The organism is uncultured Friedmanniella sp. (assembly GCF_964244285.1).
In the GTDB taxonomy this organism is placed as follows: Bacteria; Actinomycetota; Actinomycetes; order Propionibacteriales; family Propionibacteriaceae; genus Microlunatus.
Window position 1 is genome coordinate 33,795 of record NZ_CAXTHT010000013.1, and the last position, 24,869, is coordinate 58,663.

The following is a 24,869-nucleotide window of genomic DNA, read 5'->3' on the forward strand; positions in this document are numbered from 1 at the left end:
TCACCGGTCGCCTCAGCCGGCCAGTCCGGACAGCAGCCGGTCGACGTCGCCATCGTCGCTGTAGGGAGCCAGCCCCACCCGGACGGCGCCCCGATCGCCCAACCCGAGGTGCCGCGACGCCTCGAGAGCGTAGAAGTGTCCGGCGGGCGCGCTGACCCCGACGGCCGCGAGCCGGTCGGCGACCTCGGCCGCGGCGATACCGGGCAGGTCGAAGAGCAGGGTCGAGGTCCGGTGCCGGGCCTTGCTGTAGCGGGTGGCGCCGAGATCGGCCAGGCCTCGCTCGATCCGCTCGACCAGCCGCTGCTCCGTCTGCTCGATGGCGGCCAGCGACGCCCCCAGCCGGTCCCGCCGGCTGCCGGAGCCGGGCACCAGCCCGGCCAGGTAGTCGATCGCCGCCGTCGTACCGGCGAGGACCTCATACGGCAGCGTCCCCAGCTCGAACCGCTCGGGAACGGCGTCGGTGGAGGGCAGCAGCTTGTCCGGGTGCAGGGACTCCAGCAACGACGGCTCCGCGACCAGGACGCCGTGGTGCGGACCGAGGAACTTGTACGGCGAACAGACGAAGTAGTCACACCCCAGGGCACCGAGGTCGACCAGGGCGTGGGCGCTGTAGTGGACGCCGTCGACCCAGAGCTGAGCGCCGGCCGCATGCACCAGCTCGGCGATGGCCGCGACGTCGGGCATCGTGCCCAGCAGGTTGCTCGCGGCCGTCACCGCGACCAGCCGGGTGCGGTCGCTCAGCACCCCGGCCAGCTGCGCCGGGTCGAGCTCGGCCGTCGTCGGGTCGAACTCGACCCACCGCACCACCGCTCCGCGCGCCTCGGCGGCCACCAGCCAGGGACGGATGTTCGCATCGTGGTCCAGCCGACTGACCACCACCTCGTCGCCGGGCGACCAGGACGCAGCGATGGTGCGCGAGAAGTCGAAGGTGAGCTGAGTGGCACTGCGGCCGAAGACCACGCCCTCGGGCCGGCCGCCTACGAGGTCGGCGACCGCCTGCCGGGCCTGCACGACGACGGCCTCGGCGTTGCGCTGACCGGCGTTGCCGTGTCCGCGGTTGGCCAGCGGTCCGGCCAGCGCGCTGCTGATCGCCTCGATCACCGGAGCCGGGGTCTGGGTGCCGCCCGGGGAGTCGAAGTGGGCCAGGCCGGCGGCCAGCGCCGGGAAGTCGGACCGGATCTGAGACGAGGCGAAGGGCACGGGCGGAACCTACCAGCGCGGCTCAGCAGCTCCACGGCGCCGAGGGGCGGACGAGGCTAGCGGGCCGTCTCGGTGGCCCGGGACTCCCGGACCACCGTGACCCGGATCTGACCCGGGTACGTCAGCTCCTCCTCGATCTGCTTGGCGATGTCGCGAGCCAGGACCTGCGCCTCGATGTCGTCGACCACCTCCGGGATGACCATCACCCGCAGCTCACGCCCGGCCTGCATGGCGAAGACCTTGTCGATCCCCTCGCGCGACCCGGCAATCTCCTCCAGCCGCTCCAGCCGCTGGACGTAGGCCTCGATGCTCTCGCGGCGCGCCCCCGGCCGGGAGCCGCTGATCGCGTCCGCGGCCTGGGTGAGCACCGCCTCCACCGTCCGCACCTCGACCTCGTTGTGGTGGGCCTCGATCGCGTGGACGACGTCGGGGTCCTCCCCGTAGCGGCGGGCGAGGTCCGCCCCGATGATGGCGTGCGAGCCCTCCACCTCGTGGGTGAGCGCCTTGCCGATGTCGTGCAGGAACGCCGACCGCTTGCACTGGGCCACGTCGAGCCGCATCTCGGCCGCCATCAGGCCAGCGATGTGAGCGCTCTCGATCAGGTGCTTCAGCACGTTCTGGCCGTAGGAGGTGCGGTAGCGCAGCGTGCCGAGGATCGGCACCAGCGCCGGGTGCAGGTCGGAGATCCCGACCTCAGCCATCGCGTCCTCCGCGGCACGGAGACACTGCTGCTCGATCTGGTTCTTGCTGCGCTCGTGCACCTCCTCGATCCGCTGCGGGTGGATCCGGCCGTCCTTGACCAGCTCGCTCAGGGTCATCCGTGCCGTCTCGCGGCGAACCGGGTCGAAGCTGGAGAGGAGCACCGACTCCGGGGTGTCGTCGATCATCACGTTGACCCCGGTCACCTGCTCGAAGGCCCGGATGTTGCGGCCCTCCCGCCCGATGATCCGGCCCTTCATGTCGTCCCCGGGGAGGTGGACCGCCGACACGACCGACTCCGACGTCTGCTCCGAGGCGACCCGCTGGATGGCTCCGACGACGATCGAGCGGGCCTTGGCGTCGGCGTCCCGCGTCGCCTGGCGCTCGATGTCGCGGGCCACCAGCACGGCCTGCCGCTTGGCCTCGTGCTCGACCGCGGCCACCAGCTCGGCCTTGGCCTGCTCCGCGGTCAGTCCGGCCACCCGCTCGAGAACCTGCTGCTGCTCGGCCTCGACCTCGACCAAAGCCTGACGCTGAGCCTTGAGCTGGCCCTTGAGCTCGTCGAGGCTCCGCCCGCGCTCCTCCAGGGACCGAGCCTCGGTGTCCAACCGCTCCTCACGGTCAGACAGCCGCTGCTCACGACGCTCGAGGTCCGTGCGCTGGTCGCGAAGCTCGGACCGACGCGCTCGAGCCTCGTCGTCCGCCTCGGCCCGCGCGGTCTGCGCCGTCGCCATCAGCGCGTCGGCCTTGCTCTGGAGGTCGCGGTACTCGGTCTCGGTGCGCTGCCGCAGCGCAGTCAGCTCGCCCGCCCGGGCGTCGAGCTCGGCCCGCCGCGACTCCAGTCCGTCGTCGACCTCGGTTGCTGCCATCACCTGCGGCACCGACACGCTCTCGACCGGAGCGGCCTGGAGGTCAGCAGCGCTGACCGCTGCTGGCTTTCGTCTGGTCAACACCACGACCGCTACCGCAAGAGCCGCTATCAGGACCCCGACGACCACCAGCAACAACACCAGCAGACCTGCATTCATGGCGCACTCCCGTCTACACGCTCACACGTGCAATCAAGAGGCTTCACGCTGGACGGGCCAACCCGCGGGACGATCGTGGACGAGCGGGACCCCCGTCCGGCGCGTGCCGTGAAAATCAGGTAACCAGTAATTCGCAAACTGTAAATCTCATAAGTCGAGCGGCGGACCGTTTACATATCAAGAACAACAGCGGTGAAACCTCGTCCTTGCAGAATATGGTTGGCGCCCATCCCGGTCAAGCACCGGTCACCCCGGCATAAGCGGCTCATCTGCCTCATCGGCGTCCGCCGAGGCGTCGAGCAGCGGTCCGAGGACCGACGCGGTGATACTGCCGCTGAACCCGCGACGAGCCAGTGCACCGGCCAGCCTTCGGTACTGGACCTCGCGCGGCAGCCCGACCACCGTCCTCAGCTTCTTCTCCGCCAACGCCTGCGCGGCTGCGGTCTCGTCGCCACCGTCGACGTGGCTCACCGCGGCGTCGATGTGGTCCCGGTCGACGCCCTTGGTCTGCAGCTCGCGCCGCAGGGCCGACTTCGACAGGTGGCGCCGCTGCTGCCTCGATTCCACCCAGTCCCGAGCAAAGGTGGCGTCGTCCACGAGTCCGACGGCCTCGAACCGCTCGAGGACGCTCTGCGCCACGTCTTCCGGCACCTGGCGGGCCGCCAGTGCCCGAGCCAGCTCGTGCCGCGTCCGGGCCTGGGCCGCGAGCTTGCGGAGCACGATCGTCCGGGCTACGGCCACGGGATCGGCGTCGACCTCGGGGGCGGACTCGTCGAGCTCACGCCGGCTGCCGCGCTCACGTCGACCACCACGCCCCTCCCGACCACGACGGCTTCGGTTGCCGCTCTCGCCCTCGACCTGAGGTTGAGACTCTGGTCGGCTCAGACCTTCCCAGCGCGCTGACACCAGCAGAGATGGTTCCGGCTCGGGTGCGTGAGCACCGTTCCGGGCGAGCCACTCCCGGGCGACGGCCACCGGGTCGTCGCCCTCTGACCCGGCGGCCGCCGCCGTGAGTGCGTCGCTCTCGGCCAAGGCCTAGAACTCCACCTCGCCGGTCACCGGGTCGACCCCGGCCGGCGCGTCGACCTGAGGACCGATCCCCAGCTTCTCCTTGATCTTCTTCTCCAGCTCGTCGGCCAGGTCGGGGTTGGCCCGCAGGTAGCTGCGAGCGTTCTCCCGGCCCTGACCCAGCTGGTCGGTGTCGTAGGTGAACCAGGCCCCGGCCTTGCGGACGATGCCCGCGTCGACGCCGAGGTCGATCAGGCTGCCCTCGCGGCTGATTCCCTGACCGTAGAGAATGTCGAACTCGGCCTGCTTGAAGGGCGGTGCGACCTTGTTCTTGACCACCTTGACCCGCGTCCGGTTGCCGACCATCTCCTGGCCGTCCTTCAGCGTCTCGATCCGGCGGATGTCCAACCGCATGGAGGCGTAGAACTTCAGGGCCTTGCCACCGGTGGTGGTCTCGGGCGAGCCGAACATCACTCCGATCTTCTCGCGCAGCTGGTTGATGAAGATGGCCGTGGTGTTGGAGTTGCTCAGCGCGCCGGTCATCTTCCGCAGCGCCTGGCTCATCAGCCGGGCCTGCAGGCCGACGTGGCTGTCCCCCATCTCACCCTCGATCTCGGCGCGCGGGGTCAGCGCGGCCACCGAGTCGATGACGATCAGCGAGATCGCGCCGGAGCGGACCAGCATGTCGGCGATCTCCAGCGCCTGCTCGCCGTTGTCGGGCTGGCTGACCAGCAGCGAGTCGGTGTCGACCCCCAGCTTGGCCGCGTAGTCCGGGTCGAGCGCGTGCTCGGCGTCGATGAAGGCGCAGATGCCGCCGGCGGCCTGGGCGTTGGCGATCGCGTGCAGCGCCACCGTGGTCTTACCGCTGGACTCGGGGCCGTAGATCTCGATCACCCGGCCGCGGGGCAGACCGCCGATGCCGAGAGCCACGTCCAAGGCGATGGATCCGGTCGGGATGACCTCGAGCGGAGCGCGGACCTCGTCGCCGAGCCGCATCACCGACCCCTTGCCGTACTGCTTGTCGATCTGGGCGAGTGCTGTCTCCAGCGCCTTCTCGCGGTCGTTGGTCGCCATCATGTCCTTCCCTCACCCGTCCGGGCGTTCGTGTCGTTCGGTCTGTGCAGGGACTCTAAGGAGGCGCACTGACAATCGTGCGGGACGACGAGCAGCTGTGGACAACCAACATGCATGTCGAACCGGTGGACAACTTACCGAACACCTGTTCGACGCGCATCCCGACACGCCGCGCCGACCCCGCAGGGCTCACAGCCCGGCGTTGGCCCCCAGCCAGCTGAACACCTGCGGCAGGGTGGCGCGGTAGACGTGGTAGTTGTGACCCCCTTCGGGCAAGACGATCGTCGCGACCCCGGGCATTCCCCTCGTGGCCGCGACCATCGCGCCGGAGTCCGCGTAGTGCACGCCCGCCCAGGAATCCCGATCCTGCTGGCTCGAGACGATCAGCAGGCGCGTGGTGCCGGTGGCGTGCCGGATGAGCCAGAGCGGTGAGTTCTCCTCCCGTCGCCACAGGCTGTCGCCGAACAGCTTGCCGGTGGTGGGGTCGGTCTCGCTGTCGTAGTAGCCGCCGAGTCCGACCGCGGCCCCGAAATGGTCAGCGTCACGCAGCACCAGCTTGGCGGCGCAGAAGCCGCCGGTGCTCCAGCCCATGACCGCCCACTGGTGCGCCGAGGTGCTCACCCGGAAGTGCCGCACCACAGCGTCGCGGACGTCCCTGTCGAGCCAGCTCTCCGCCTGCGGTCCACCCTGGACGTCGGTGCACTCGGTGTCGCGCGGCGGGTCGATCATGATCGGCGGGATGACGGCCACGAACGGCTTGACCTGTCCGGCTGCGATAGCCGCGGTGGCGGCCCCGCCGAAGTTGAACTCGCGGAAGACCCCCGCAGGGGTCCCCGGCTGGCCAGGCAACATCATCGTCACCGGTAGCCGCTGGCTGCGGAACTGAGGCTGGTCGTACTGCGGCGGCAGCCAGACCAGGACGCGGAACCGCTCGCCGGCGTGCGAGCCGTGCTCGCCGTGGCCGCCCTGCCCGCTGCCCAGGGCCACCGGGAGCGACACGATCCGTCCCTGAGAGCCGTCGGCCGGCACCAGCTGGTTCGCGGTCGGTGCCTGCCCACCCTTGGCGGTGCGGCCCAGCAGGTCATCCCAGCTGTTGTAGAAGCCGAAGCTGTCGTTGGCGGCAGCGACCGCGCCGGCGACGGCCAGCACCTGGCAGAGCAGGATCACCAGCCACCGCAGCGCCCCGGTGAGCACCCCGCTCCGCCGTCGCCACACCAGCACCAGAACGAGGGGCAGCGCCACCGCAGCAGCGAGCAGCAGGACGACCAACGCCGGTCCGGTGAGACTCACACCGGGAGAACGAACGGCCGAGGTTCCTCGGTGCCCTCCACGGCGGCCGATCCACAGCAGTGGCTGCCGAGCCGCACAGGTCCCTCTCAGCGAGGTAGGGGTCAGCGTTCGCGCGGCGGCAGGTCCAGAGCGGACCAGACCGCACGCCAGACCGTCTTGGCCGGCACCCCATCGGCGACCGCCTGGGCCACCGTGCGGTTCTGCAGGTCAGCCAGGCTGTACTCGGCCGCCCAGACGCGGTAGTACCCCGCACCCAGGTGCTGCTGCAGCCGCTGCCACAGCTCGGTCTCCTTCACGCCCACCCGTCCTCGTCGGTCCCATCGCGATCCCGTCCGGCTCCCACCGGCCCGGGCGCCGGGCAGCCTACCCGGCGTCGGAGGGAAACTGTCAGTGGTGCCGGGCAGTATGGGGGACGTGCCGAAGGACGTGCTCGATGTCTTCTCCCCCGCCACCGCGACGTGGTTCCGGGAGGTCTTCGCGCGCCCCACCGCAGCCCAGGCCGGAGCATGGCAGGCGGTGGCGGCCGGCGACAACGCGCTCGTCATCGCACCCACGGGCTCCGGCAAGACGCTGGCCGCCTTCCTGTGGGCACTGGACGACCTGACCCGCTCCGACCCGCCCCCGCCGAAGGAGCGGTGCCGCGTCCTCTACGTCTCACCCCTCAAGGCCCTGGCGGTCGACGTCGAGCGCAACCTGCGGGCGCCGCTGGCCGGGATCACCCAGACGGCCCTCCGGCTGGACCAGACACCGCCGAACGTCACGGTCGGCGTCCGCTCCGGTGACACCAGCCCGACGGAGCGCCGGGCGATCGCCACCCGTCCGCCGGACATCTTGATCACCACCCCCGAGTCGTTGTTCCTGATGCTCACCTCCAGCGCCCGCGACGTGCTGCGCTCGGTCCGCACGGTCATCGTGGACGAGGTGCACGCGCTGGCCGGCACCAAGCGGGGTGCCCACCTGGCGCTGTCGCTGGAGCGGTTGGAGACGCTCACGGCGGAGTCCGCCTCCGAGCAGTCCAGCACCGTCGAGACGCCGCACCGGCCCCTGCAGCGGATCGGGCTGTCCGCGACCGTCCGGCCGCCGGAACGGGTCGCGACCTACCTCGGCGGGCCGCACCCGGTCCGCGTCGTCGCGCCGCCCGCGGAAAAGTCCTGGGACCTGCAGATCGTGGTGCCCGTGGAGGACATGAGCGATCTGGGCGCCTCGGCCTCGAGTCCCACCGCCACGTTGGAGGACGAGCGGGCGCCGACGCGGGCGCCGTCGATCTGGCCGCACGTGGAGAACAAGATCCTCGACCTGATCACCAGCCACCGCTCCACCATCTGCTTCGTCAACTCACGCCGGCTGGGCGAGCGGTTGACCTCGCACCTGAACGAGCTGTACGCCGAGCGGCAGGGGGAGACCTCGGAGGACGGCTCACCGGCCCCTCGAGCCGCGAACCCCGGACCGCCGGCCCAGGTGATGGCCCAGTCCGGCGCCTCGTCCGGCCGCGACGGCAGCTCGGGACCGGTCATCGCCCGCGCCCACCACGGTTCGGTCAGCAAGGAGCAGCGGGCCCAGATCGAGTCCGACCTCAAGTCGGGCCTGCTCCCGTGCGTGGTCGCCACGTCCTCCCTCGAGCTGGGAATCGACATGGGCGCGGTCGACGTCGTCGTCCAGGTCGAGGCGCCGCCGTCGGTGGCCAGCGGCCTGCAGCGGGTGGGCCGCGCGGGGCACCAGGTCGGGGCCACCTCCCGTGGCGTCTTCTTCCCGAACCACCGTGGCGACCTGATCGAGTCCTCGGTGGTCGTCGAGCGAATGCGGGTCGGCGCGATCGAGGAGGTCGCCGAGCTCCGGAATCCCCTCGACGTGCTCGCGCAACAGATCGTCGCCATCGTCTCGGGGCAGGAGACGAAGGTCGACGAGCTGTACGCCCTGGTCCGCCGGGCCGGCAGCTACCGCGACCTGCCCTACAGCGCGTTCGAGGCGGTGCTCGACATGCTCAGCGGGCGCTACCCGTCGGAGGACTTCGCCGAGCTGCGGCCGCGACTGGTCTGGCAGCGCGACACCGGCCTGCTCACCGCGCGGCCGGGGGCCCAGCGGCTGGCGGTCACCTCCGGCGGAACGATCCCTGATCGTGGCCTGTTCGGCGTCTTCATCGTGGGCGAGGGAAACGCGTCCGGTCGACACTCCCCCGGCCGCCGGGTGGGCGAGCTCGACGAGGAGATGGTCTACGAGACGCGGGTCGGTGACGTCTTCACCCTGGGCACGACCAGCTGGCGGGTCGAGCAGATCACCCACGACCAGGTCCTGGTGTCCCCGGCCCCGGGCGTCCCGGGACGCCTCCCGTTCTGGAAGGGTGACTCCCCGGGTCGGCCGCTGGAGCTGGGCCGGGCGTTCGGCGGGTTCGTCCGCGAGGTGGGCACCATGCCGGCGCCGAAAGCCACCGCGCGACTGCGCGAGAGCGGGCTGGACGAGTACGCCGCCCGCAACCTGGTCACCTATCTGACCGAGCAGTCCGCCGCCACGGGGGCGCTGCCGACGGACCAGACCATCGTCTTCGAACGGTTCCGCGACGAGCTGGGCGACTGGCGCGTCTGCGTCCACTCCGCGCTGGGTACCGGCGTGCTGACGCCGTGGGCGCTCGCGGTCGAGGCGGCCGCACGCCAGCGCTACGGGCTGGAGGTCCAGGCCACCGCCACCAACGACGGCATGGTGCTGCGGATCCCGGACACCGAGTCCGAGCCCCCGACGGCCGACCTGATCATCTGCGACCCCGAGCTGGTCGAATCAGTGGTCACCGAGGAGGTCGGCGGGTCCGCGCTGTTCGCCGCCCGCTTCCGCGAGTGCGCCGCCCGGGCGCTGCTGCTGCCCCGCCGCGACCCGAAGTCTCGCTCGCCCCTGTGGCAGCAGCGGATGCGGGCAGCCCAGCTGCTCACCGTCGCTGCGCGGTACCCCGATTTCCCGATCGTGCTCGAGACGATGCGCGAGTGCCTCACCGACGTCTTCGACCTGGACGGCCTGCTCGAGGTGCAGCGGCAGATCGCCAGCCGGTCCATCCGGCTGGTCGAGGTCGAGACGACCGAGCCGTCACCCTTCGCCAAGTCCCTCCTCTTCGGCTACGTCGGAGCCTTCGTCTACGAGGGGGACGTGCCGCTGGCCGAGAAGCGCGCGGCCGCCCTCTCCCTGGACGCGACCCTGCTGGCCGAGCTGTTGGGCAAGGACGGCCTGAAGGAGCTGCTGGACGGCGGGGTGATCGCCAGCAGCGAGGCCGACCTGCAGTGGCTGACCGCCGAGCGTCAGGCGACGACCGCCGAGCACCTCTACGACCTGGTGCGGACTGCCGGTCCGTTCAGCCGGGGTGAGCTGCGGCTGCGCTCGGCACCGGACTTCGACCCCGAGGTCGCCCTCGAGCAGCTGCTGCTGGACCGGCGGGTCGTGGAGGTCCGGATCGCCGGGGTGGCGATGGTCGCGGTGGCCGAGGACGTGCCGCGGCTGCGCGACGGGCTCGGCATCCCCGTGCCGCCCGGGGTGGCGGCGAGCTTCACCGAGACCTCCGCACACCCCATCGAGGATCTGGTGCTGCGTTGGGCCCGGACGCACGGACCCTTCGTGGCGGGCACCGTCGCCACCCGCTACGGGCTGGGCCGCTCGGTCGTCGACCAGGCCTGCGACTCCCTCGTCGCAACGGGCACCGTCGTCGCCGGCTCCTTCGTCGAGATGGAGGGCGAGGCCGGGCAGGACCGACGGCAGTACTGCCACAGCCGCGTGCTGGCACTGGTCAAGCGGCGGACCCTGGCCCTGCTGCGACGAGAGGTCGAACCGGTCGAGCAGGTGGCGTACGCCCGCTTCCTGACCGAGTGGCAGGGCGTCGGGTCGTCCAGCTACGGCACCGACGCCGTCCTGGGCGCGCTGGAGCAGCTCTCGGGCTACGCGATGCCCGCCAGCGCCGTCGAGTCGGTGGTCCTGCCCGCCCGGGTTGCGGACTACCGCCCGGCGATGCTGGACGAGCTGACCGCCAGCGGCGAGGTGTTCTGGGTCGGCGACGGCGGGATCGGGGAGAGCGACGGCTGGGTGCGTTGGTACGTGGCCGGAGCGGAGCCGCACGCTGTCCGGTCCGCGCCGGCGCACGCGCACGCCGGCGAGATGCTGGAGGCGCTGGCCGGCGGTGGCGCGTACTTCTTCGACTCCCTGCTGCCCCGGGACTCCTTCGGCGACCGGGGCGAGTGGGTCGGCGCGCTCTGGGACCTGGTCTGGTCCGGCATGATCACCGGGGACACATTCGCCCCGCTGCGTGCGCTGGCGGGTGGGGCGCACCGCAAGGCCCCCACCCGTCCCACCGCCCGTACGCACCGGGCCCGGCTGGCCGGCGGCGGTCTGGGTCGCCCCGGCCGCTCCCCTCGGATCGCCTCACCGACCACGGCGGGTCGCTGGTCTCTCGTCGCGCGCAGCGGCACCACTCCGGCCGACCGGCTGGCCGCCGACGTCTTCGCCCAGCTCGACCGGTACGGCGTGGTCAGCCGCGGCAGCGTGATGACCGAGAACGGCGAGGGCGGGTTCGGTGCCGCCTACCGGGCCCTGAGCGCGCTCGAGGAGACCGGGCAGTGCCGACGCGGGTACTTCATCGAGGGCCTCGGAGCAGCGCAGTTCGCGCTGAGCGGTGCGGTCGACCGGTTGCGCAGCCACTCCCGCGAGCCCGAGGCACCGCAGGCGCTCGTGCTGGCCGCCTGTGACGCCGCCAACCCGTACGGTGCCGCGCTTCCCTGGCCCGAACGGGAAGGTCACCGACCGGGTCGCAAGGCCGGAGCCCTGGTGGTGCTGGTGGACGGTGGGCTGGTGTTCTACGTGGAGAGAGGCGGCAAGACGCTGCTGTCCTTCGCCGAGGACCCACGGCTACTGGCGCCGGCGGCGACCGCGCTGGCCAGCTCGGTCCAGCGGGGGTTGTTGGGCAAGCTGAGTGTCGAGAAGGCTGACGGTGGCCACGTCTTCGGCTCTCCCCTGGTGAGCGACGCCCTGCAGCAGGCCGGCTTCCGGATGACCCCGCAAGGCCTTCGGCTGCGCCCGAGCCCCTGAAGCCAGACCCCGCGACCGCTGCGACGGCTTCGACTCCTGCGTTCCCGGCGATCCCGGCGATCCCGGCAGCCTTGCTGGACCCGCCGGCCCTACTCTCCGGCCTGAGGGCCGCCCGTCACTTCACACGCCTACGGGTCACCTCGCAGCCCTCCGCGCAGGCCTGATCTGCGCGAGGGGCTGTGAAGTGGACGTCAGAAAACGGAAACCGACACGAACGATGAGGCCTCGAGCCGGGATCAGGCCGCGGCGGCCTGGGGGGCGATGGCGCGGACGGGGAGGGTGGTGACGCGCTCGTACATGGCCATCTTCTCGCTGACCACGCTCAGGACCACCGACAGGGGCAGCTCCAGAGCCCCGCAGATCGAGGCGAGCAGCTCGCTGGAGGCTTCCTTCTGGCCGCGCTCGACCTCGGAGAGGTAGCCGAGGGAGACCCGTGCAGCCTTCGAGACCTCACGTAGCGTCCGTGCTTGAGCAACCCGCTCCTCGCGCAGGGACTCGCCGATGAGCTCCCGCACCAGCACCGGTTTCATCAGTTCTCCTCATCCATGGCCGAATTCTACCCACCCGGTCCGACAGACCCAGAGCCGACCACGCTCAGTCTGGTCGTCGAGGTCCGTACCCACGACCTCAAACGCCGGCCGTCGGGTCCGGCATTCCCAGTGCCTCGGCCAGAAGCGCCAGCGCCGCCTCCGCCGTCTGGGCCCGGATCTCACTGCGGGTGCCGACCAGCCGCAGCTCCCGGACCTGCGGCGGTCCCGAGGCGGGGTGCGCGACGGCCACGAAGACCTGGCCGACGGGATGCCCGTCCTGCGGTTGGGGCCCCGCCACCCCCGTGACCGCGAGGCCCCAGTCAGCGCCGCAGCGGCCGGCGACTCCCGCCGCCATCTCGGCGGCCGTCCGGGCCGCCACCGGTCCCAGCTCGGCCAGGGTCGCGGGGTCCACATCGGCGAGGGTCGCCTTCAGCCGCGTCGCGTAGCTGATCACACCGCCGACGTAGGCGGCGGAGGCCCCGGGGACGCCGGTCAGCAGCTCACCGATCAGGCCGCCGGTCAGCGACTCGGCGGTCGCCAGCGTCTCCGACCGCTCGCGCAGCGCGGCGAGGACCGCAGCCGCCGCGCTCACGTCGTTCGGGCGCTCCGCCGCAACCGGACGGCGTCGCGGACGTAGTCCAGGCCGGTGACGACGGTGACCACGAAGGCCGCGGCCATCACGACCTGCGCGACGAGGTGTGCCCAACCCGGCAGGGGCAGCAGGTAGAGGATCAGCGCCACCGCCTGCAGGACGGTCTTGACCTTGCCGCCCCGGCCCGCGGCCATCACGCCGTACCGCAGCACGACGAACCGCATCGCCGTGATCCCCCACTCGCGGACCAGGATGACGACGGTCACCCACCACCACAGCTCGCCGATGACCGACAGCCCGATGAAGGCCATCCCGGTCAGCGCCTTGTCGGCGATCGGGTCGGCGAGCTTCCCGAACCGGGTGACCAGGTGGTACTTGCGGGCGAGGTGGCCGTCGAGGGAGTCGGTCAGGATCGCGCCCAGGAAGACAGCCGCGGTGGCCACCCGCCAGCCGGACGCGTCGGGGTGAGCCAGCAGCATCCAGGCGAAGACAGGGACCAGGACGATCCGCAGGGCGGTGAGGGCGTTGGGGACGTTCCAGGAGCTGCTCTCCGGCCTGACCTCAGGCCCGGCCGTCTCAGCCACGGGACGCCTGGCCGGGCGCAGGCCTGCGGCCGTCGCCCGTCCGGTACGCCGCGACCAGGTCAGCGCCCTCGCTGGCCACGACGGCCGCGGTGATCAGATCGCCGACAGCCAGGTCGGCCACGTCGCCCTCGACCCGGACCGAGCCGTCCACATCGGGGCCCTGGTGGGCGGCCCGGCCCACGACGCCGTCGCTCCCCACCTCCTCGACCAGCACCCGGACGGTCTCACCGATCCGCTGCTCGGCCCGCTGGGTCACCAGCTCGTCGACCAGGTCGGTGAGCATGACCCGCCGCTCCTCGACAACCTCCTCCAAGAGTTGAGCATCCAGACCGGCGGCCTCGGTGCCGTCCTCGTCGGAGTAGCCGAAGACGCCGACGGCGTCCAGCCCGGCCTCGGTCAGGAAGTCCGCGACCACAGCCACGTCGGCGTCGGTCTCGCCCGGGAAGCCGGCGATCACGTTGCTCCGGATGCCGGCCGTGGGCGCCAACGCCCGGATCGAGGCGATCAGGGCCAGGAAGGAGTCGGGGTCCCCGAACCGCCGCATCCGCCGCAGGACCGCGGGAGCCGCGTGCTGGAAGGACAGGTCGAAGTACGGGACCACCTTGTCGGTGCCGGTCATGGCCTCGACGAGCCCGGGCCGCACCTCGGCCGGCTGCAGGTAGGAGACGCGGATCCACTCCAGCCCGTCGATGGCCGACAGCTGGGGCAGCAGCGTCTCGAGCGCCCGGAGGTCGCCGAGGTCCTTGCCGTAGGAGGAGGTGTTCTCACTCACCAGGAACAGCTCACGGACGCCCTGGTCGGCCAGCCAACGGGCCTCGGCGAGCACCTCCTCCGGGGTCCGGGACACGTACGCGCCGCGGAAGGCCGGGATGGCGCAGAAGGTGCAGCGCCGGTCGCAGCCCGAGGCGATCTTCAGCGGCGCGGTCGCGCCGCCGTCCAGGCGGCGCCGCAGGGTCCGGGGGCCGCTGGCGGGTGCGACGCCGGCCGGCAGCTCGAGGTCAGAGGACTGCCGGACCGACCCGTGGCCCGGCACCGCGTGACCGGCCACCGCGGCCCGACGGGCGGTCGGTGAGACGGGCAGCAGCTTGCGCCGGTCGCGCGGGACGTGCGGGGTGTGGACGTGCCCGTTGAGGATGGACTGCAGCCGGTCCGCGACGTCGGCGTAGTCGTCGAAGCTGAGCACCGCGTCGGTCTCGGGCAACGACTCGGCCAGGTCGGCGCCGTAGCGCTCGGCCAGACAGCCGACCGCGACGACGGCCTGGGGCCGGCCGCCCTCCTTGAGGTCAGCCGCCGCGAGGAGCGTGTCGACGGAGTCCTTCTTGGCCGCCTCCACGAAACCGCAGGTGTTGACCATCACCGCATCCGCGGCCTCGGCGTCGGCCACCAGCCGGAAGCCGCCGTCCTCGAGCCGGGCCGCCAGCTCCTCGGAGTCGACCTCGTTGCGGGCACACCCCAGGGTCACCAGGTGCACGGCGAGCGGGACACCGGCCGCAGACCGACGAAGGGGCGTGGTGGGCGCGGCAGAGGCAGGCATGACGGGACCCAGTATGACCGATCCGGGCGGGGCCTCACGAGGTCAGGAGGGTGGACCCTCCCGCCTCGACGGCCGCCCGCCGACCCGGGGTCAACACGTCCCGCGACCTGGGGGGCGAGTGGGACGGCCGCCTACGATGACGGCGGAGGTGGGGTGGGTGCCCGAGGAGCCGGACGAGGCGCTGGGACGGCTGGCCCGCGTCCTCACCGGGGATGACCGCCACGCCGCCGAGCTCCTGGGCGAGGTCGCCGTCCTCGCCCGCCGGCCGGCTCGGCCCGACGACGACGGTCTCGAGGACCGCCGCGCCCTGCTCGTGCAGCGCGTCCTGCGACGCCGGCGCTCCTCGACCTCGGGCTCCGCTGCACCGCCTGACCCCGACCAGCAGACCGGCCCCGACCAGCAGACCGACCCCGACCAGCCACGCGGCCCTGACCACCGACCCGACACCGAGACCCGGCTGGCCCGGCTCGACCCGTTGGGGCGCACGCTGCTGGTGCTCCGACACGCCGAGCACGTGACCCTGGCCGAGCTGGCCCGGGTCACCGACCGCTCACCCGCAGCCGTGGCCCGGGCGCTGGAGCAGGCGGCGACGACGGCCGAGGCCGAGCCGTACGAGGTCGAGCAGGCGCTGTGGCGGGCTCACCCTCCCGCCGCCGGGGCGGTCCGCGAGGCCGAGCGTCGCTTCACCGCGCGGAGGCGACGGACTCGCTCCCGCCTCGTGCTGGCGAGCATGGCCGCGTCCGCACTGGTGGCAGCCGCGACCGTGCTGCCGGGACTCTGGCGCGCCCAGCCGTACGCCCGCCCGTACGGGGAGTGGATCTCGACCGTGCAGCTGGCGGCGCAGGGCCCGTTCAGCTTCCAGGGCCTCCAGCTGTCCGCCGGCCAGGAGCTGCTGGCCGTGACGGAGGCGGCCAAGCCGGAGGCCACCTGCTCGGTCACCGTGACCACCGCGTCGGGGCGCATCCCCGTCCCGGCGGGCCGCAAGGCGACGCTCGGTGAGGGACCGGCCCGTTTCGTGGCGGCCACCGACGACACCGACGCGGGGCTCTGGTGGTCCGTCGGGCCGCGGACCTCGGCGCTGGCCCAGTGCGACGACTCGCCGGGTGACCGGGTGCTGCTGGACCTGGCCGGCCAGGTGCAGTTCGCCCGCACCCCGGTGCGGGTGCCCTTCGACCTGAACCGGCTGCCCGAGCAGGACCAGGTGCAGAGCTACCTCGACTACTCCGGCACCATCGGCATCCTGGTGACCCCGCGGGGCGCGACCGAGGAGTCCCCCGACGCCGTCTTCGTCGGGCTGGTGGCCATGACCGACGCCGGGGCCGTCTCCGGGCGGCGGGTCGACATCAATGGCACCGCCGGCCGGATGAGTGACGACGTGGACGAGACGGCGGTCTGCTGGCCCGTCGGCTCCCGGACCGTCTGCGCCGCCATCAACAACCCGGAGGCCTCCCTCAGCGGTGCGGAGAAGATCCGGCGTACCGCCCGCGTCCTGCAGACGGCGCGAGCTGTGCAACTGGCGCCCGACCTCGACCAGCCCGGCACCTGGTTCGACGCCCAGGCCGCGTTCCCGCGCTGACCCGGCCGAGCGCGCCCACCGACTCCGGGATGGGACGATCAGGGGGTCATGCCGCTGCTCACCGACCTCGTCCCCGCCGATCCCGGACCCGACGCGGTCTTCGAGGCCTTCTCCGGCTGGGCCGCCGACCGGGGCTGGGAGCTCTACCCCGCGCAGAGCGAGGCCGTGATCGAGCTGGTCTCCGGCTCGAACGTGATCCTGTCCACCCCGACCGGCTCGGGCAAGAGCCTGGTGGCCACCGCCGCCCAGTTCGCCACCCTGGCGGCCGGGTCGGGGGACGGGAGACCCCGTCGCACCTTCTACACCGCGCCGATCAAGGCGCTGGTCTCGGAGAAGTTCTTCGCCGCCGTCGAAGTGTTCGGGGTCGACCAGGTGGGCATGATGACCGGCGACGCCACGGTGAACGCGGGTGCCCCGATCATCTGCTGCACCGCCGAGATCCTCGCCAACCTCGCGCTCCGCGAGGGCGCGGCCAGCGACGTCGCCATGGTGGTGATGGATGAGTTCCACTACTACGCCGACCCCGAGCGCGGCTGGGCCTGGCAGGTGCCGATGCTGGAGCTCCCGCACGCCCAGTTCCTGCTGATGTCGGCCACCCTCGGCGACGTCACGCGCTTCGTCGACGACCTGACCCGCCGCACGGGACGGCCGACCGCCGCCGTCACCTCGACGACGCGACCGGTGCCGCTGCAGCACGAGTACGTCACCAGCACCCTGCTGGAGACCATCGAGGAGCGGCTGGCGACCCACCAGGCACCGATCTACGTCGTCCACTTCAGCCGCGCGGCCGCGATCGAGCAGGCGCAGGCGCTGAACAGCCTGCGGGTGACGACGCGGGAGGAGAAGGACCAGATCGCGGACCTGATCGGTGGCTTCCGCTTCACCGCCGGGTTCGGCAAGGTGCTCTCCCGGCTGGTCCGCAACGGCATCGGCGTCCACCACGCCGGGATGCTGCCCAAGTACCGCCGGCTGGTCGAGCTGCTGGCCCAGGCCGGGCTGCTCAAGATCATCTGCGGCACCGACACGCTCGGCGTCGGCATCAACGTGCCGATCCGGACGGTGCTGCTCACCTCGCTGAGCAAGTACGACGGGGTCAAGCCACGGCTGCTGACCGCGCGCGAGTTCCACCAGATCGGCGGCCGGGCGGGACGGGCCGGCTACGACGCCTCGGGCACCGTCGTCGTCCAGGCGCCCGATCACGTGGTCGCCAACGAGAAGGCGCTCGCCAAGGCCGGCGACGACCCGAAGAAGCGCCGGAAGGTCGTCCGCAAGAAGCCGCCGGAGGGCACCGTCGGGTACGGCCTGCCGACGTTCGAGCGACTGGTCGAGGCCGAGCCGGAGCCCCTGGAGTCCTCGTTCACGGTCAGCCACGCGATGCTGCTCAACGTGGTCAACCGCCCCGGGGACTGCTGGCCGGCGATGCGGCACCTGCTGACCGAGAACGACGAGCCCGCCGGACGCCGTCGGGGCCACATCCACCGGACGCTCTCGATCTACCGTGGACTGCTGGAATCCGGCATCGTCGAGCAGCTCCCGCAGCCCGACCCGCTTGGACGGACCGCGCGGCTGACCGTCGACCTACAGCCGGAGTTCGCGCTGAACCAGCCGCTCTCCCCCTTCGCCCTGGCCTGCCTGGAGCTGCTGGACCGTGACTCCGACGACTACGCCCTCGACGTCCTCTCCGTGCTGGAGGCCACGCTCGACGACCCGCGGCCCATCCTCAGCGCCCAACGGTCCAAGGCCCGCGGGGAGGCCGTTGCCGAGATGAAGACCGACGGGCTCGAGTACGAGGAGCGGATGGTGCTGCTCGAGGACATCACCTACCCCCGGCCGCTGGCCGAGCTGCTCGGGGTCGCGTACGAGTCCTACGGCCAGACCCACCCGTGGGTGCTGGACAGCACGCCGTCGCCGAAGTCGGTGGCCCGTGACCTCGCCGAGCGGGCGATGACGTTCACCGAGTACGTCAGCTTCTACGGCCTCGCGCGGGCCGAGGGGATCGTGCTGCGCTACCTGGCCGACGCCTACCGCGCGCTGCGCCAGACCGTGCCCGAGGAGGCCCGGACCGAGGCCGTGACCGACCTGATCTCCTGGCTGGGCGAGCTGGTCCGGCAGGTCGACTCCAGCCTGCTCGAGGAGTGGGAGCAGCTGCGCAACCCGGGGGCCGAGGTGAGCCCCGTCGCACCCGGCGGGCTCGAGGACCGGACGCCGCCGGTCACGGCGAACCGTCGGGCCTTCCGGGTGCTGGTCCGCAACGCCCTCTTCCGCCGGGTCGAGCTGGCCGCCCGGCGCCGCTGGTGGGACCTCGGCGAGCTGGACGGGGAGTTCCTCTCCGCCGACGAGTGGGCCGTGACCTTCGAGCCCTACTTCGCCGAGCACGGCGCCATCCAGACCGGCGCCGGCGCCCGCGGACCGGCGCTGCTGCTGGTCACCGAGGAGCCGGGGCGCTGGCTGGTCCGGCAGATCCTGGACGACCCCGCCAGCGACCACGACTGGGGGATCAGCGCCGAGGTCGACCTCGCCGCCAGCGACGCCGAGGGCACCGCCGTGGTCCGGATCACCGAGGTGGGGCAGCTCGGTGGCTGGTGAGGAGCCGGGGGCCGACGGGCTGACCTGGCTGGAGCCCGATCAGCTCGGCGAGGCCCTTGCCCTCTGGCGTGCGGAGCACCCGGAGGGGACGGTCCTGGAGCTGCGAGGCGAGCGTGCGGCCGACCGTTCCGCCTTCTTTGACGAGGCAGCGACCGCGTGGTCGCTACCGTCCTGGTTCGGCCGGAACTGGGACGCCCTCTACGACGCCCTCAACGACCTCAGCTGGCTGGACCGGCCGGCCTGCCTGCTGGTCGTCCACCGGGCCGATCGGCTGCTGCGGGACAGTCCCGAGCAGCGTGAGGTGCTGCTGCGGGTCCTGGCCGACGCTTCCCGCCGGTGGGCCGACAATCCCGGACCGGGCACCTTCACGACCCTGCTGGTGACGGACGGCGACACCGCGGGCGGCTGAGGGGTCAGCCCAGGCGCAGGTTGTCCAGCACGACGTCGAGCTCGTCCGGCTTGACCAGTACCTCGCGAGGCTTGGACCCCTCGGACGGGCCGACGACACCCCGGGTCTCCAGGATGTCCATCAGGCGGCCGGCCTTCGCGAAGCCGACCCGAAGCTTGCGCTGCAGCATCGAGGTGGAGCCCAGCTGCAGGTTCACGATCAGCTCGGCGGCCTGGACCACCAGGTCGAGGTCGTCGCCGATGTCCTCGGCCACCTTCGTCGAGGCCTCCGGGGCCGCGGCGACGTCGGGGCGGTAGGTCGGCTTGAGCTGCGCGGTGACGTGCGCGACGACCTGGCGCACCTCGTTCTCGGTCACCCAGGCACCCTGGATGCGGATCGGCTTGCTCGAGCCCATCGGCAGGAACAGCCCGTCGCCCTGGCCCACGAGCTTCTCCGCGCCGGGCTGGTCGAGGATGACCCGGGAGTCGGTCATCGAGGAGGTCGCGAACGCCAGCCGGCTGGGCACGTTGGCCTTGATCAGGCCGGTGACCACGTCGGTGCTCGGTCGCTGCGTCGCCAGCACCAGGTGGATCCCCGCGGCGCGGGCCAGCTGGGTGATCCGGACGATCGAGTCCTCCACGTCTCGCGGCGCGACCATCATCAGGTCGGCCAGCTCGTCCACGATGACCAGCAGGTACGGGTAGGGCGTGAGCTCGCGCTCGGACTCCGGCAGGGGCTTGACCGAACCCGCCCGGACCGCCTTGTTGAAGTCGTCGATGTGGCGGAACCCGAAAGCGGCCAGGTCGTCGTAGCGCATGTCCATCTCGCGGACGACCCACTGCAGGGCCTCCGCGGCCTTCTTGGCGCTGGTGATGATCGGCGTGACCAGGTGCGGGACGCCCTCGTACGCCGTCAGCTCGACCCGCTTCGGGTCGACCATCAGCATCCGGACCTCGTCCGGGGTGGCTCGCATCAGGACCGAGGTGATCATGGAGTTGACGAAGCTGGACTTGCCCGAGCCGGTGGCCCCGGCCACCAGCAGGTGCGGGGTCTTGGCCAGGTTGGCCACCACGAACCCGCCTTCGACGTCCTTGCCCAGGCCGACCGTCATCGGGTGGTGGTCGTTGCGGGCCGAGCCGGAGCGCAGCACGTCGCCGAGGGAGACGACCTCCTTGTCGAGGTTGGGGATCTCGATCCCGATCGCGGACTTGCCCGGGATCGGGGACAGGATCCGCACGTCGGCGCTGGCCACCGCGTAGGCGATGTTCTTGCTGAGGGCCGTCACCTTCTCGACCTTCACCGCCGGGCCCAGCTCGACCTCGTAGCGGGTGACCGTCGGGCCGCGGCTGTAGCCGGTGACCCGGGCGTCGATCTCGAACTGCTCGAGCACCTCGGTCAGCCGGTGGACCACCGCGTCGGAGGCCTCGGTCCGGGCCTTGTGCACGCTGCCGGGCTTGAGCGCAGCGGCATCGGGCAGCAGGTACTGGACGTCGCCGGAGAGCTGCAGCTGTTCGACCCGCGGCGGGGGCGGCGTGTGCGGCGGCGCCTCGAGCTCGGCCTCGGCGTCGTCGAGACCGTGCACGGTGACCCCGGCCGGCAGCCCCGCCGTGACGGGCCTGGGGACGGACCGGGTCGGCTCGTCGTCGTCGTCCATGTCGTCAGCGGCGTCCGGGACGGCTGGGGTCGCGCCCGCCTCGATCGCGGACGCACCCCGTCGCCGGGGCTTCGGCTCGGCCACCACGGGAGTGTCGTAGGCCTGGTCGACGCCGAACTCCAGGCTCTCGCCGGGAGCCCCGTCCTCGTCGGAGGGCGAGCGCCGGACGCGGTCGAGCAGGGCGCGGCCCCGTTCGGGGATCTCGTGCAGCGGGATGCCGACGACCACGAGGACGCCGAAGAGGGTGAGCAGCACGAGCAGCGGCACAGCGACGTAGACGGTCAGCAGGTCACTGAGCATGCTCGAGGAGAGGTAGCCGAGGATGCCGCCGGCCTCGCGCAGCCGGTCCGGTGCGTTGGTGCGCGGCAGCCCGTGGGCGATGTTGACCAGGCCGAGGAAGCCGAAGAGGACCGCGGTCCAGCCGACCGCCTGTCGACCGCCCGGGCCGTTGCGGTCGGGGTGCCGCAGGGTGCGGACCGCCATCAGCAGCAGCAGCAGCGGGGCGGCGTAGGCGAGCGTCCCGATCACACCGGCGACGCCGACGTGGATGACGTGCCCGACCCGACCCGGGATGCCCCACCAGAACTCGGCGGCCACCACGATGGCGGCGCCGATGAGGAACAGCCCGACCCCGTCGCGACGCAGGGCCGGGTCGATGTCACGCGCGCCGGACCCGATCCTGCGGGCGCCCGCGCCGATGAGGTGGGCCAGCCCCAGCCACATCCGACCGAGACCGCGAGCCAGCCGGCGTAGCGCCGAGGGCCGGGGAGGGCGCCGGCGCGAGGACGCCGAGGAGCCGTTCCGGGCCGGCGGGCGCCGGGTGGCCGGCGTCGAGCTGCGGGTCCGGGAACCTCCCGACCGGGGCTGCGGCGCGCGCGCGGACGTCGAGGATCGGGTGGAGGTGCTTCCGGACGACCGCGGCTTCGCAGACGACCCGGAAGTCGCCGAAGTGCTACGAGGCCGCGGTGGGGAAGACGCGCGGGTCGCCATGCGGGCAGGCTACGCGATCGGAGCGACCCGACCCGGCTCAACCCGCCGGGTCAGGAGCGGGGGCCGAAGTGGTCGAAGCCCCCGCCGCCGGTCCAGGGCGCACCGTCCACCATCACGCCCGCCGGCTGCTCGACGGTCGGCGCGGACACCGTGGCGACCACCCGCCAGCCCGCAGGCACGGCGGCCGCGCCGGGGAAGGTCGCGGCGAGTGCGTGGTCCTCTCCCCCGGTCAGCAGCAGCGCGTACGGGTCCGCGCCGGTCGCCGCGGCGACGGCCTGCAGCGGTTCGGGCACCTCGAAGGCCCCCCGGTGCAGGTCGACCACCACCGCGGACGCGGACGCCAGATGACCCAGGTCGCCGACCAGTCCGTCCGAGACGTCGATCATCGCGGTGGCGCCGGCCAGGGCCGCGCGCGCTCCGGCACCGTAGGGCACCTCCGGCACCCTCTGGGCCGCGACGACGGCCCGCGGCGAGCGGAACCCGCGCTGCAGCACGGCCAGCCCGGCCGCCGCCCAGCCCGTCCGGCCGCAGAGCGCGACCACGTCGCCGGGACGGGCACCGCTGCGGCGGACGGGCGGACGGCCGTCGAGCCCGCCGAGCACGGTGACGCTGACGGTAATGTCGCGGGAGCGGGTGACGTCGCCGCCCAGCAGGCTGACGCCGGCCGCCGCGCATTCCTGGCGCAGACCGGCGCCGAACTCGCGCACCCAGCGCAGCTGCAGCTGGGGCGGTGCGGAGAAGCCGACCACGATGCCGGTGGCCCGGGCTCCCATCGCCTCGAGGTCGGCCACGTTGACCGCGATGGCCTTGCGGGCGATGTCGCCGGGGTCGGACCAGCCGAGCTTGAAGTGCACGTTCTCCACCAGCACGTCGACGGAGGTGACCACGGGCCCGTCGACGGCCAGCACCGCCGCGTCGTCCCCCGGACCGAGCAGCACGTCGGCGGCGGGCGTCAGGTCCCCGATCAGCGCCTCGATCACCGCCCACTCGCCGATCTCGCCGAGCGTGGCGGCCGCACTCAGCGAGGCCGTCAACGGGCCCACCGACAGCACGGACCTGCCCCCAGGCAGGCGGACGCGATAGCGTGACGCACGCCGCGAGCGTACGCGGTGGCCGGTCGGTCCTGCGCGAGCCCGACGAACGCCGATCACCCACGAGCACAGCAACGAAGCGGAGACACTCATGGTCGTCAAGGCCTACGTCCTGGTCCAGACCGAGGTCGGCAAGTCCGCCCAGGTGGCCCAGGCCATCGCCGACCTCACCGGCGTCGCCGGCGCCGAGGACGTGACCGGCCCCTACGACGTGATCGTGACGCTCGAGGCGCCCAGCGTCGACGAGCTCGCCCAGCTGGTCACCCGCGGGGTGCAGAAGATCCCGGGCATCACCCGGACCGTTACCTGCAACGTGGTCCACCTCTGAGGCTGGCAGCTCTTCGCCGGCCGCGGATCCCGGCTCGGCTGGTCGCGGCTGCCGCCGCCGCCGTCCTGCTGACGGGCTGTTCCGGGACGGTCGCCCTGCCCGACCCGACGCCGGACGACGCCGGACGTGCGGTCTGCGCCAGCCTGCTGGCCGACCTGCCCGCGACCGTCCTGGACGGCACCCGCCGGCCGACCAAGCCCGGTGGACTGACCGCGGCCTGGGGCGACCCGCCCATCACCCTGAGCTGCGGTGTGACGGCCCCACCGACCCTGACGACCAGCAGCGAGTGCACGGAGGTGGACGGGGTCGGCTGGTTCGCCGAGGACGCCGAGAACGGGACGCTCTACACCACCATCGGCCGCCGGGTCTTCGTCGAGCTGGGCGTGCCGAGCCACTACACCTCCGGGGCGGGCGCGCTGGTCGACGTCGCCGGGGTCGTCAGTGCCCACGACCCCCTCGAGCGTGCTTGCCAGTAGCCCTTCGACAGGCTCAGGGAATACGTCAGCGGAGGCCGAGCGGACGCTGCAGGGCGAGCTGGATCAGGCGGTCGAGCAGGGCGGGGTAGTCCAGGCCGCTGGCCGCCCACATCCGGGGGAACATGGAGTGGGCGGTGAAGCCGGGCATGGTGTTGATCTCGTTGACCACGACCCGGCCGTCGGCCGTGGCGAAGACGTCCACGCGCGCCAGCCCCTCGCAGCCGATCGCCTCGAAGGTCCGGACGGCGAGGTCCTGCACCCGGGCGGCGAGACTGGCGGGGATGTCGGCGGGAACGTCGAGGGCCACCTGCTCCTCGGGGAGGTACTTGGCCTCGAAGTCGTAGAAGCCGGAGGCGCTGTGGACGCGGATCTCGGCCACCTGACTGGCGGCGGGGACACCGCCGTCCAGGTCGGCCAGGACCCCGCACTCGAGCTCGCGGGCTCCGACGAAGCCCTGCTCGACGATGACCTTCGGGTCGAAGCGCTGCGCCTCGACGACGGCGGCCGCGATGTCCTCCGCCCGGTCGACCTTGGTGATGCCGAGGCTGGAGCCACCCCGGGCCGGCTTGACGAAGACCGGCAGGTCGAGCGCGGCGACCGCCTCCAGGCAGGCAGCCCGGTCCCGGCCCCAGGCCGCCGCAGGGACGGGGACGAAAGGTCCGACGGGCAGGCCGGAGGCCGAGAGGACGAGCTTCATCACGTGCTTGTCCATCCCGACCGCACTGGCCAGGACGCCGGCACCCACGTAGCGGGTGCCCATCATCTCGAACAGGCCCTGGATGGTGCCGTCCTCGCCGAACGGCCCGTGCAGCAGCACGAGGGCCACGTCGATCCGGCCGAGCTCGGCCAGGGCCGCGCGTCCGGGTCCGGCCGGCGCGCGGGTGGCCAGCTCCGTCCGGCCGTCCTCGCGCAGCAGGACCGCGTCCGCGGCGTCCTCGCCCAGCACCGGCAGCCGCCCGTCCCTCACCTGCAGCCGCGCCATGGCGGCGGGCTCGACCAGCACCCAGCGTCCGGCGGGGGTGATGCCGATACCGAGGACCTCGTAGCGGTCCGGATCCAGGGCACCCAGGACCCCGGCGGCGGTCAGGCACGAGACGCCGTGCTCGCTGCTGGTGCCGCCGAAGACGACCGCGACGCGGGTGCGATCCTCAGCCATCGACACCTTCCGCCCTGAGGAGTCCGTACGGTG

At 72.4% G+C, this 24,869-nt stretch carries 19 protein-coding genes; 6 read left to right on the forward strand and 13 right to left on the reverse strand.

All coding sequences use genetic code 11. From position 1 onward, the window contains the following. Positions 1 to 12: 12 nt before the first annotated feature. The 6 genes from ACFE7W_RS19105 to ACFE7W_RS19130 form a co-directional block, all read right to left on the reverse strand. Complete coding sequence (locus ACFE7W_RS19105) at positions 13 to 1,200, reverse strand: cysteine desulfurase-like protein (protein WP_375426418.1); 1,188 nt, start codon at positions 1,198 to 1,200, stop codon at positions 13 to 15. A 56-nt stretch (positions 1,201 to 1,256) separates the two neighbouring features. Next, positions 1,257 to 2,927, reverse strand: a complete 1,671-nt coding sequence (gene rny / locus ACFE7W_RS19110) for a ribonuclease Y (protein ID WP_375426419.1) — start codon at positions 2,925 to 2,927, stop codon at positions 1,257 to 1,259. A gap of 246 nt (positions 2,928 to 3,173) precedes the next feature. Next, on the reverse strand, positions 3,174 to 3,668 hold the full coding sequence (locus tag ACFE7W_RS19115; protein WP_375426420.1) for a regulatory protein RecX: 495 nt from the start codon (positions 3,666 to 3,668) through the stop codon (positions 3,174 to 3,176). 294 nt (positions 3,669 to 3,962) lie between these two features. Next, positions 3,963 to 5,012, reverse strand: coding sequence for a recombinase RecA (gene recA / locus ACFE7W_RS19120; protein ID WP_375426421.1), 1,050 nt, complete (start codon positions 5,010 to 5,012; stop codon positions 3,963 to 3,965). A gap of 186 nt (positions 5,013 to 5,198) precedes the next feature. Beyond that, positions 5,199 to 6,299, reverse strand: a complete 1,101-nt coding sequence (locus ACFE7W_RS19125; protein ID WP_375426422.1) for an alpha/beta hydrolase — start codon at positions 6,297 to 6,299, stop codon at positions 5,199 to 5,201. Between the two features lie 101 nt (positions 6,300 to 6,400). Next, entirely contained in the window at positions 6,401 to 6,595 is a 195-nt protein-coding gene (locus ACFE7W_RS19130) for a DUF3046 domain-containing protein (RefSeq protein WP_375426423.1), read from the reverse strand. 109 nt (positions 6,596 to 6,704) lie between these two features. Here ACFE7W_RS19130 and ACFE7W_RS19135 point away from each other — a divergent pair, with 109 nt between their 5' ends. After that, positions 6,705 to 11,351, forward strand: coding sequence for an ATP-dependent helicase (locus ACFE7W_RS19135; RefSeq protein WP_375426442.1), 4,647 nt, complete (start codon positions 6,705 to 6,707; stop codon positions 11,349 to 11,351). Positions 11,352 to 11,587: 236 nt separating this feature from the next. Here the strand turns inward: ACFE7W_RS19135 and ACFE7W_RS19140 are convergent, their stop codons facing one another. The 4 genes from ACFE7W_RS19140 to rimO all read right to left on the reverse strand — a co-directional run bounded on the left by ACFE7W_RS19140 (position 11,588) and on the right by rimO (position 14,591). Beyond that, positions 11,588 to 11,881: a helix-turn-helix domain-containing protein gene (locus ACFE7W_RS19140; RefSeq protein WP_375426424.1), complete on the reverse strand. Its 294-nt coding sequence runs from the start codon at positions 11,879 to 11,881 to the stop codon at positions 11,588 to 11,590. A 97-nt stretch (positions 11,882 to 11,978) separates the two neighbouring features. Next, the gene (locus ACFE7W_RS19145) at positions 11,979 to 12,473 is read right to left on the reverse strand and encodes a CinA family protein (protein ID WP_375426425.1); all 495 of its coding nucleotides are present in this window, start codon (positions 12,471 to 12,473) and stop codon (positions 11,979 to 11,981) included. Further along, complete coding sequence (pgsA, locus tag ACFE7W_RS19150) at positions 12,470 to 13,057, reverse strand: CDP-diacylglycerol--glycerol-3-phosphate 3-phosphatidyltransferase (protein ID WP_375426426.1); 588 nt, start codon at positions 13,055 to 13,057, stop codon at positions 12,470 to 12,472. Before pgsA ends, ACFE7W_RS19145 begins: the two co-directional genes overlap by 4 nt. After that, positions 13,050 to 14,591: a 30S ribosomal protein S12 methylthiotransferase RimO gene (rimO, locus tag ACFE7W_RS19155; protein ID WP_375426427.1), complete on the reverse strand. Its 1,542-nt coding sequence runs from the start codon at positions 14,589 to 14,591 to the stop codon at positions 13,050 to 13,052. Before rimO ends, pgsA begins: the two co-directional genes overlap by 8 nt. Before the next feature lie 157 nt (positions 14,592 to 14,748). Here rimO and ACFE7W_RS19160 point away from each other — a divergent pair, with 157 nt between their 5' ends. From ACFE7W_RS19160 to ACFE7W_RS19170, 3 genes are read left to right on the forward strand one after another with little or no spacing between them, the layout of a single operon-like run. After that, positions 14,749 to 16,167 (forward strand): hypothetical protein, encoded by a 1,419-nt coding sequence (locus ACFE7W_RS19160; protein WP_375426428.1) that lies wholly within the window; start codon positions 14,749 to 14,751, stop codon positions 16,165 to 16,167. 48 nt (positions 16,168 to 16,215) lie between these two features. Next, positions 16,216 to 18,753 (forward strand): DEAD/DEAH box helicase, encoded by a 2,538-nt coding sequence (locus ACFE7W_RS19165; RefSeq protein WP_375426429.1) that lies wholly within the window; start codon positions 16,216 to 16,218, stop codon positions 18,751 to 18,753. Next, the gene (locus tag ACFE7W_RS19170) at positions 18,743 to 19,162 is read left to right on the forward strand and encodes a barstar family protein (protein ID WP_375426430.1); all 420 of its coding nucleotides are present in this window, start codon (positions 18,743 to 18,745) and stop codon (positions 19,160 to 19,162) included. Before ACFE7W_RS19165 ends, ACFE7W_RS19170 begins: the two co-directional genes overlap by 11 nt. Positions 19,163 to 19,166: 4 nt before the next feature. Here the strand turns inward: ACFE7W_RS19170 and ACFE7W_RS19175 are convergent, their stop codons facing one another. Further along, positions 19,167 to 21,785 (reverse strand): DNA translocase FtsK, encoded by a 2,619-nt coding sequence (locus tag ACFE7W_RS19175; RefSeq protein WP_375426431.1) that lies wholly within the window; start codon positions 21,783 to 21,785, stop codon positions 19,167 to 19,169. A gap of 50 nt (positions 21,786 to 21,835) precedes the next feature. After that, entirely contained in the window at positions 21,836 to 22,807 is a 972-nt protein-coding gene (locus tag ACFE7W_RS19180) for a thiamine-phosphate kinase (RefSeq protein ID WP_375426443.1), read from the reverse strand. A gap of 160 nt (positions 22,808 to 22,967) precedes the next feature. Between ACFE7W_RS19180 and ACFE7W_RS19185 the strand changes: the two genes are divergently transcribed. Both ACFE7W_RS19185 and ACFE7W_RS19190 read left to right on the forward strand, forming a co-directional pair. Continuing rightward, entirely contained in the window at positions 22,968 to 23,204 is a 237-nt protein-coding gene (locus ACFE7W_RS19185) for an Lrp/AsnC family transcriptional regulator (protein WP_375426432.1), read from the forward strand. A gap of 38 nt (positions 23,205 to 23,242) precedes the next feature. Continuing rightward, positions 23,243 to 23,680, forward strand: a complete 438-nt coding sequence (locus ACFE7W_RS19190) for a DUF3515 domain-containing protein (protein WP_375426444.1) — start codon at positions 23,243 to 23,245, stop codon at positions 23,678 to 23,680. A 25-nt stretch (positions 23,681 to 23,705) separates the two neighbouring features. Here ACFE7W_RS19190 and ACFE7W_RS19195 read toward each other — a convergent pair whose 3' ends face one another. Beyond that, positions 23,706 to 24,836, reverse strand: a complete 1,131-nt coding sequence (locus tag ACFE7W_RS19195; RefSeq protein ID WP_375426433.1) for a D-alanine--D-alanine ligase family protein — start codon at positions 24,834 to 24,836, stop codon at positions 23,706 to 23,708. Positions 24,837 to 24,869 lie beyond the last annotated feature (33 nt).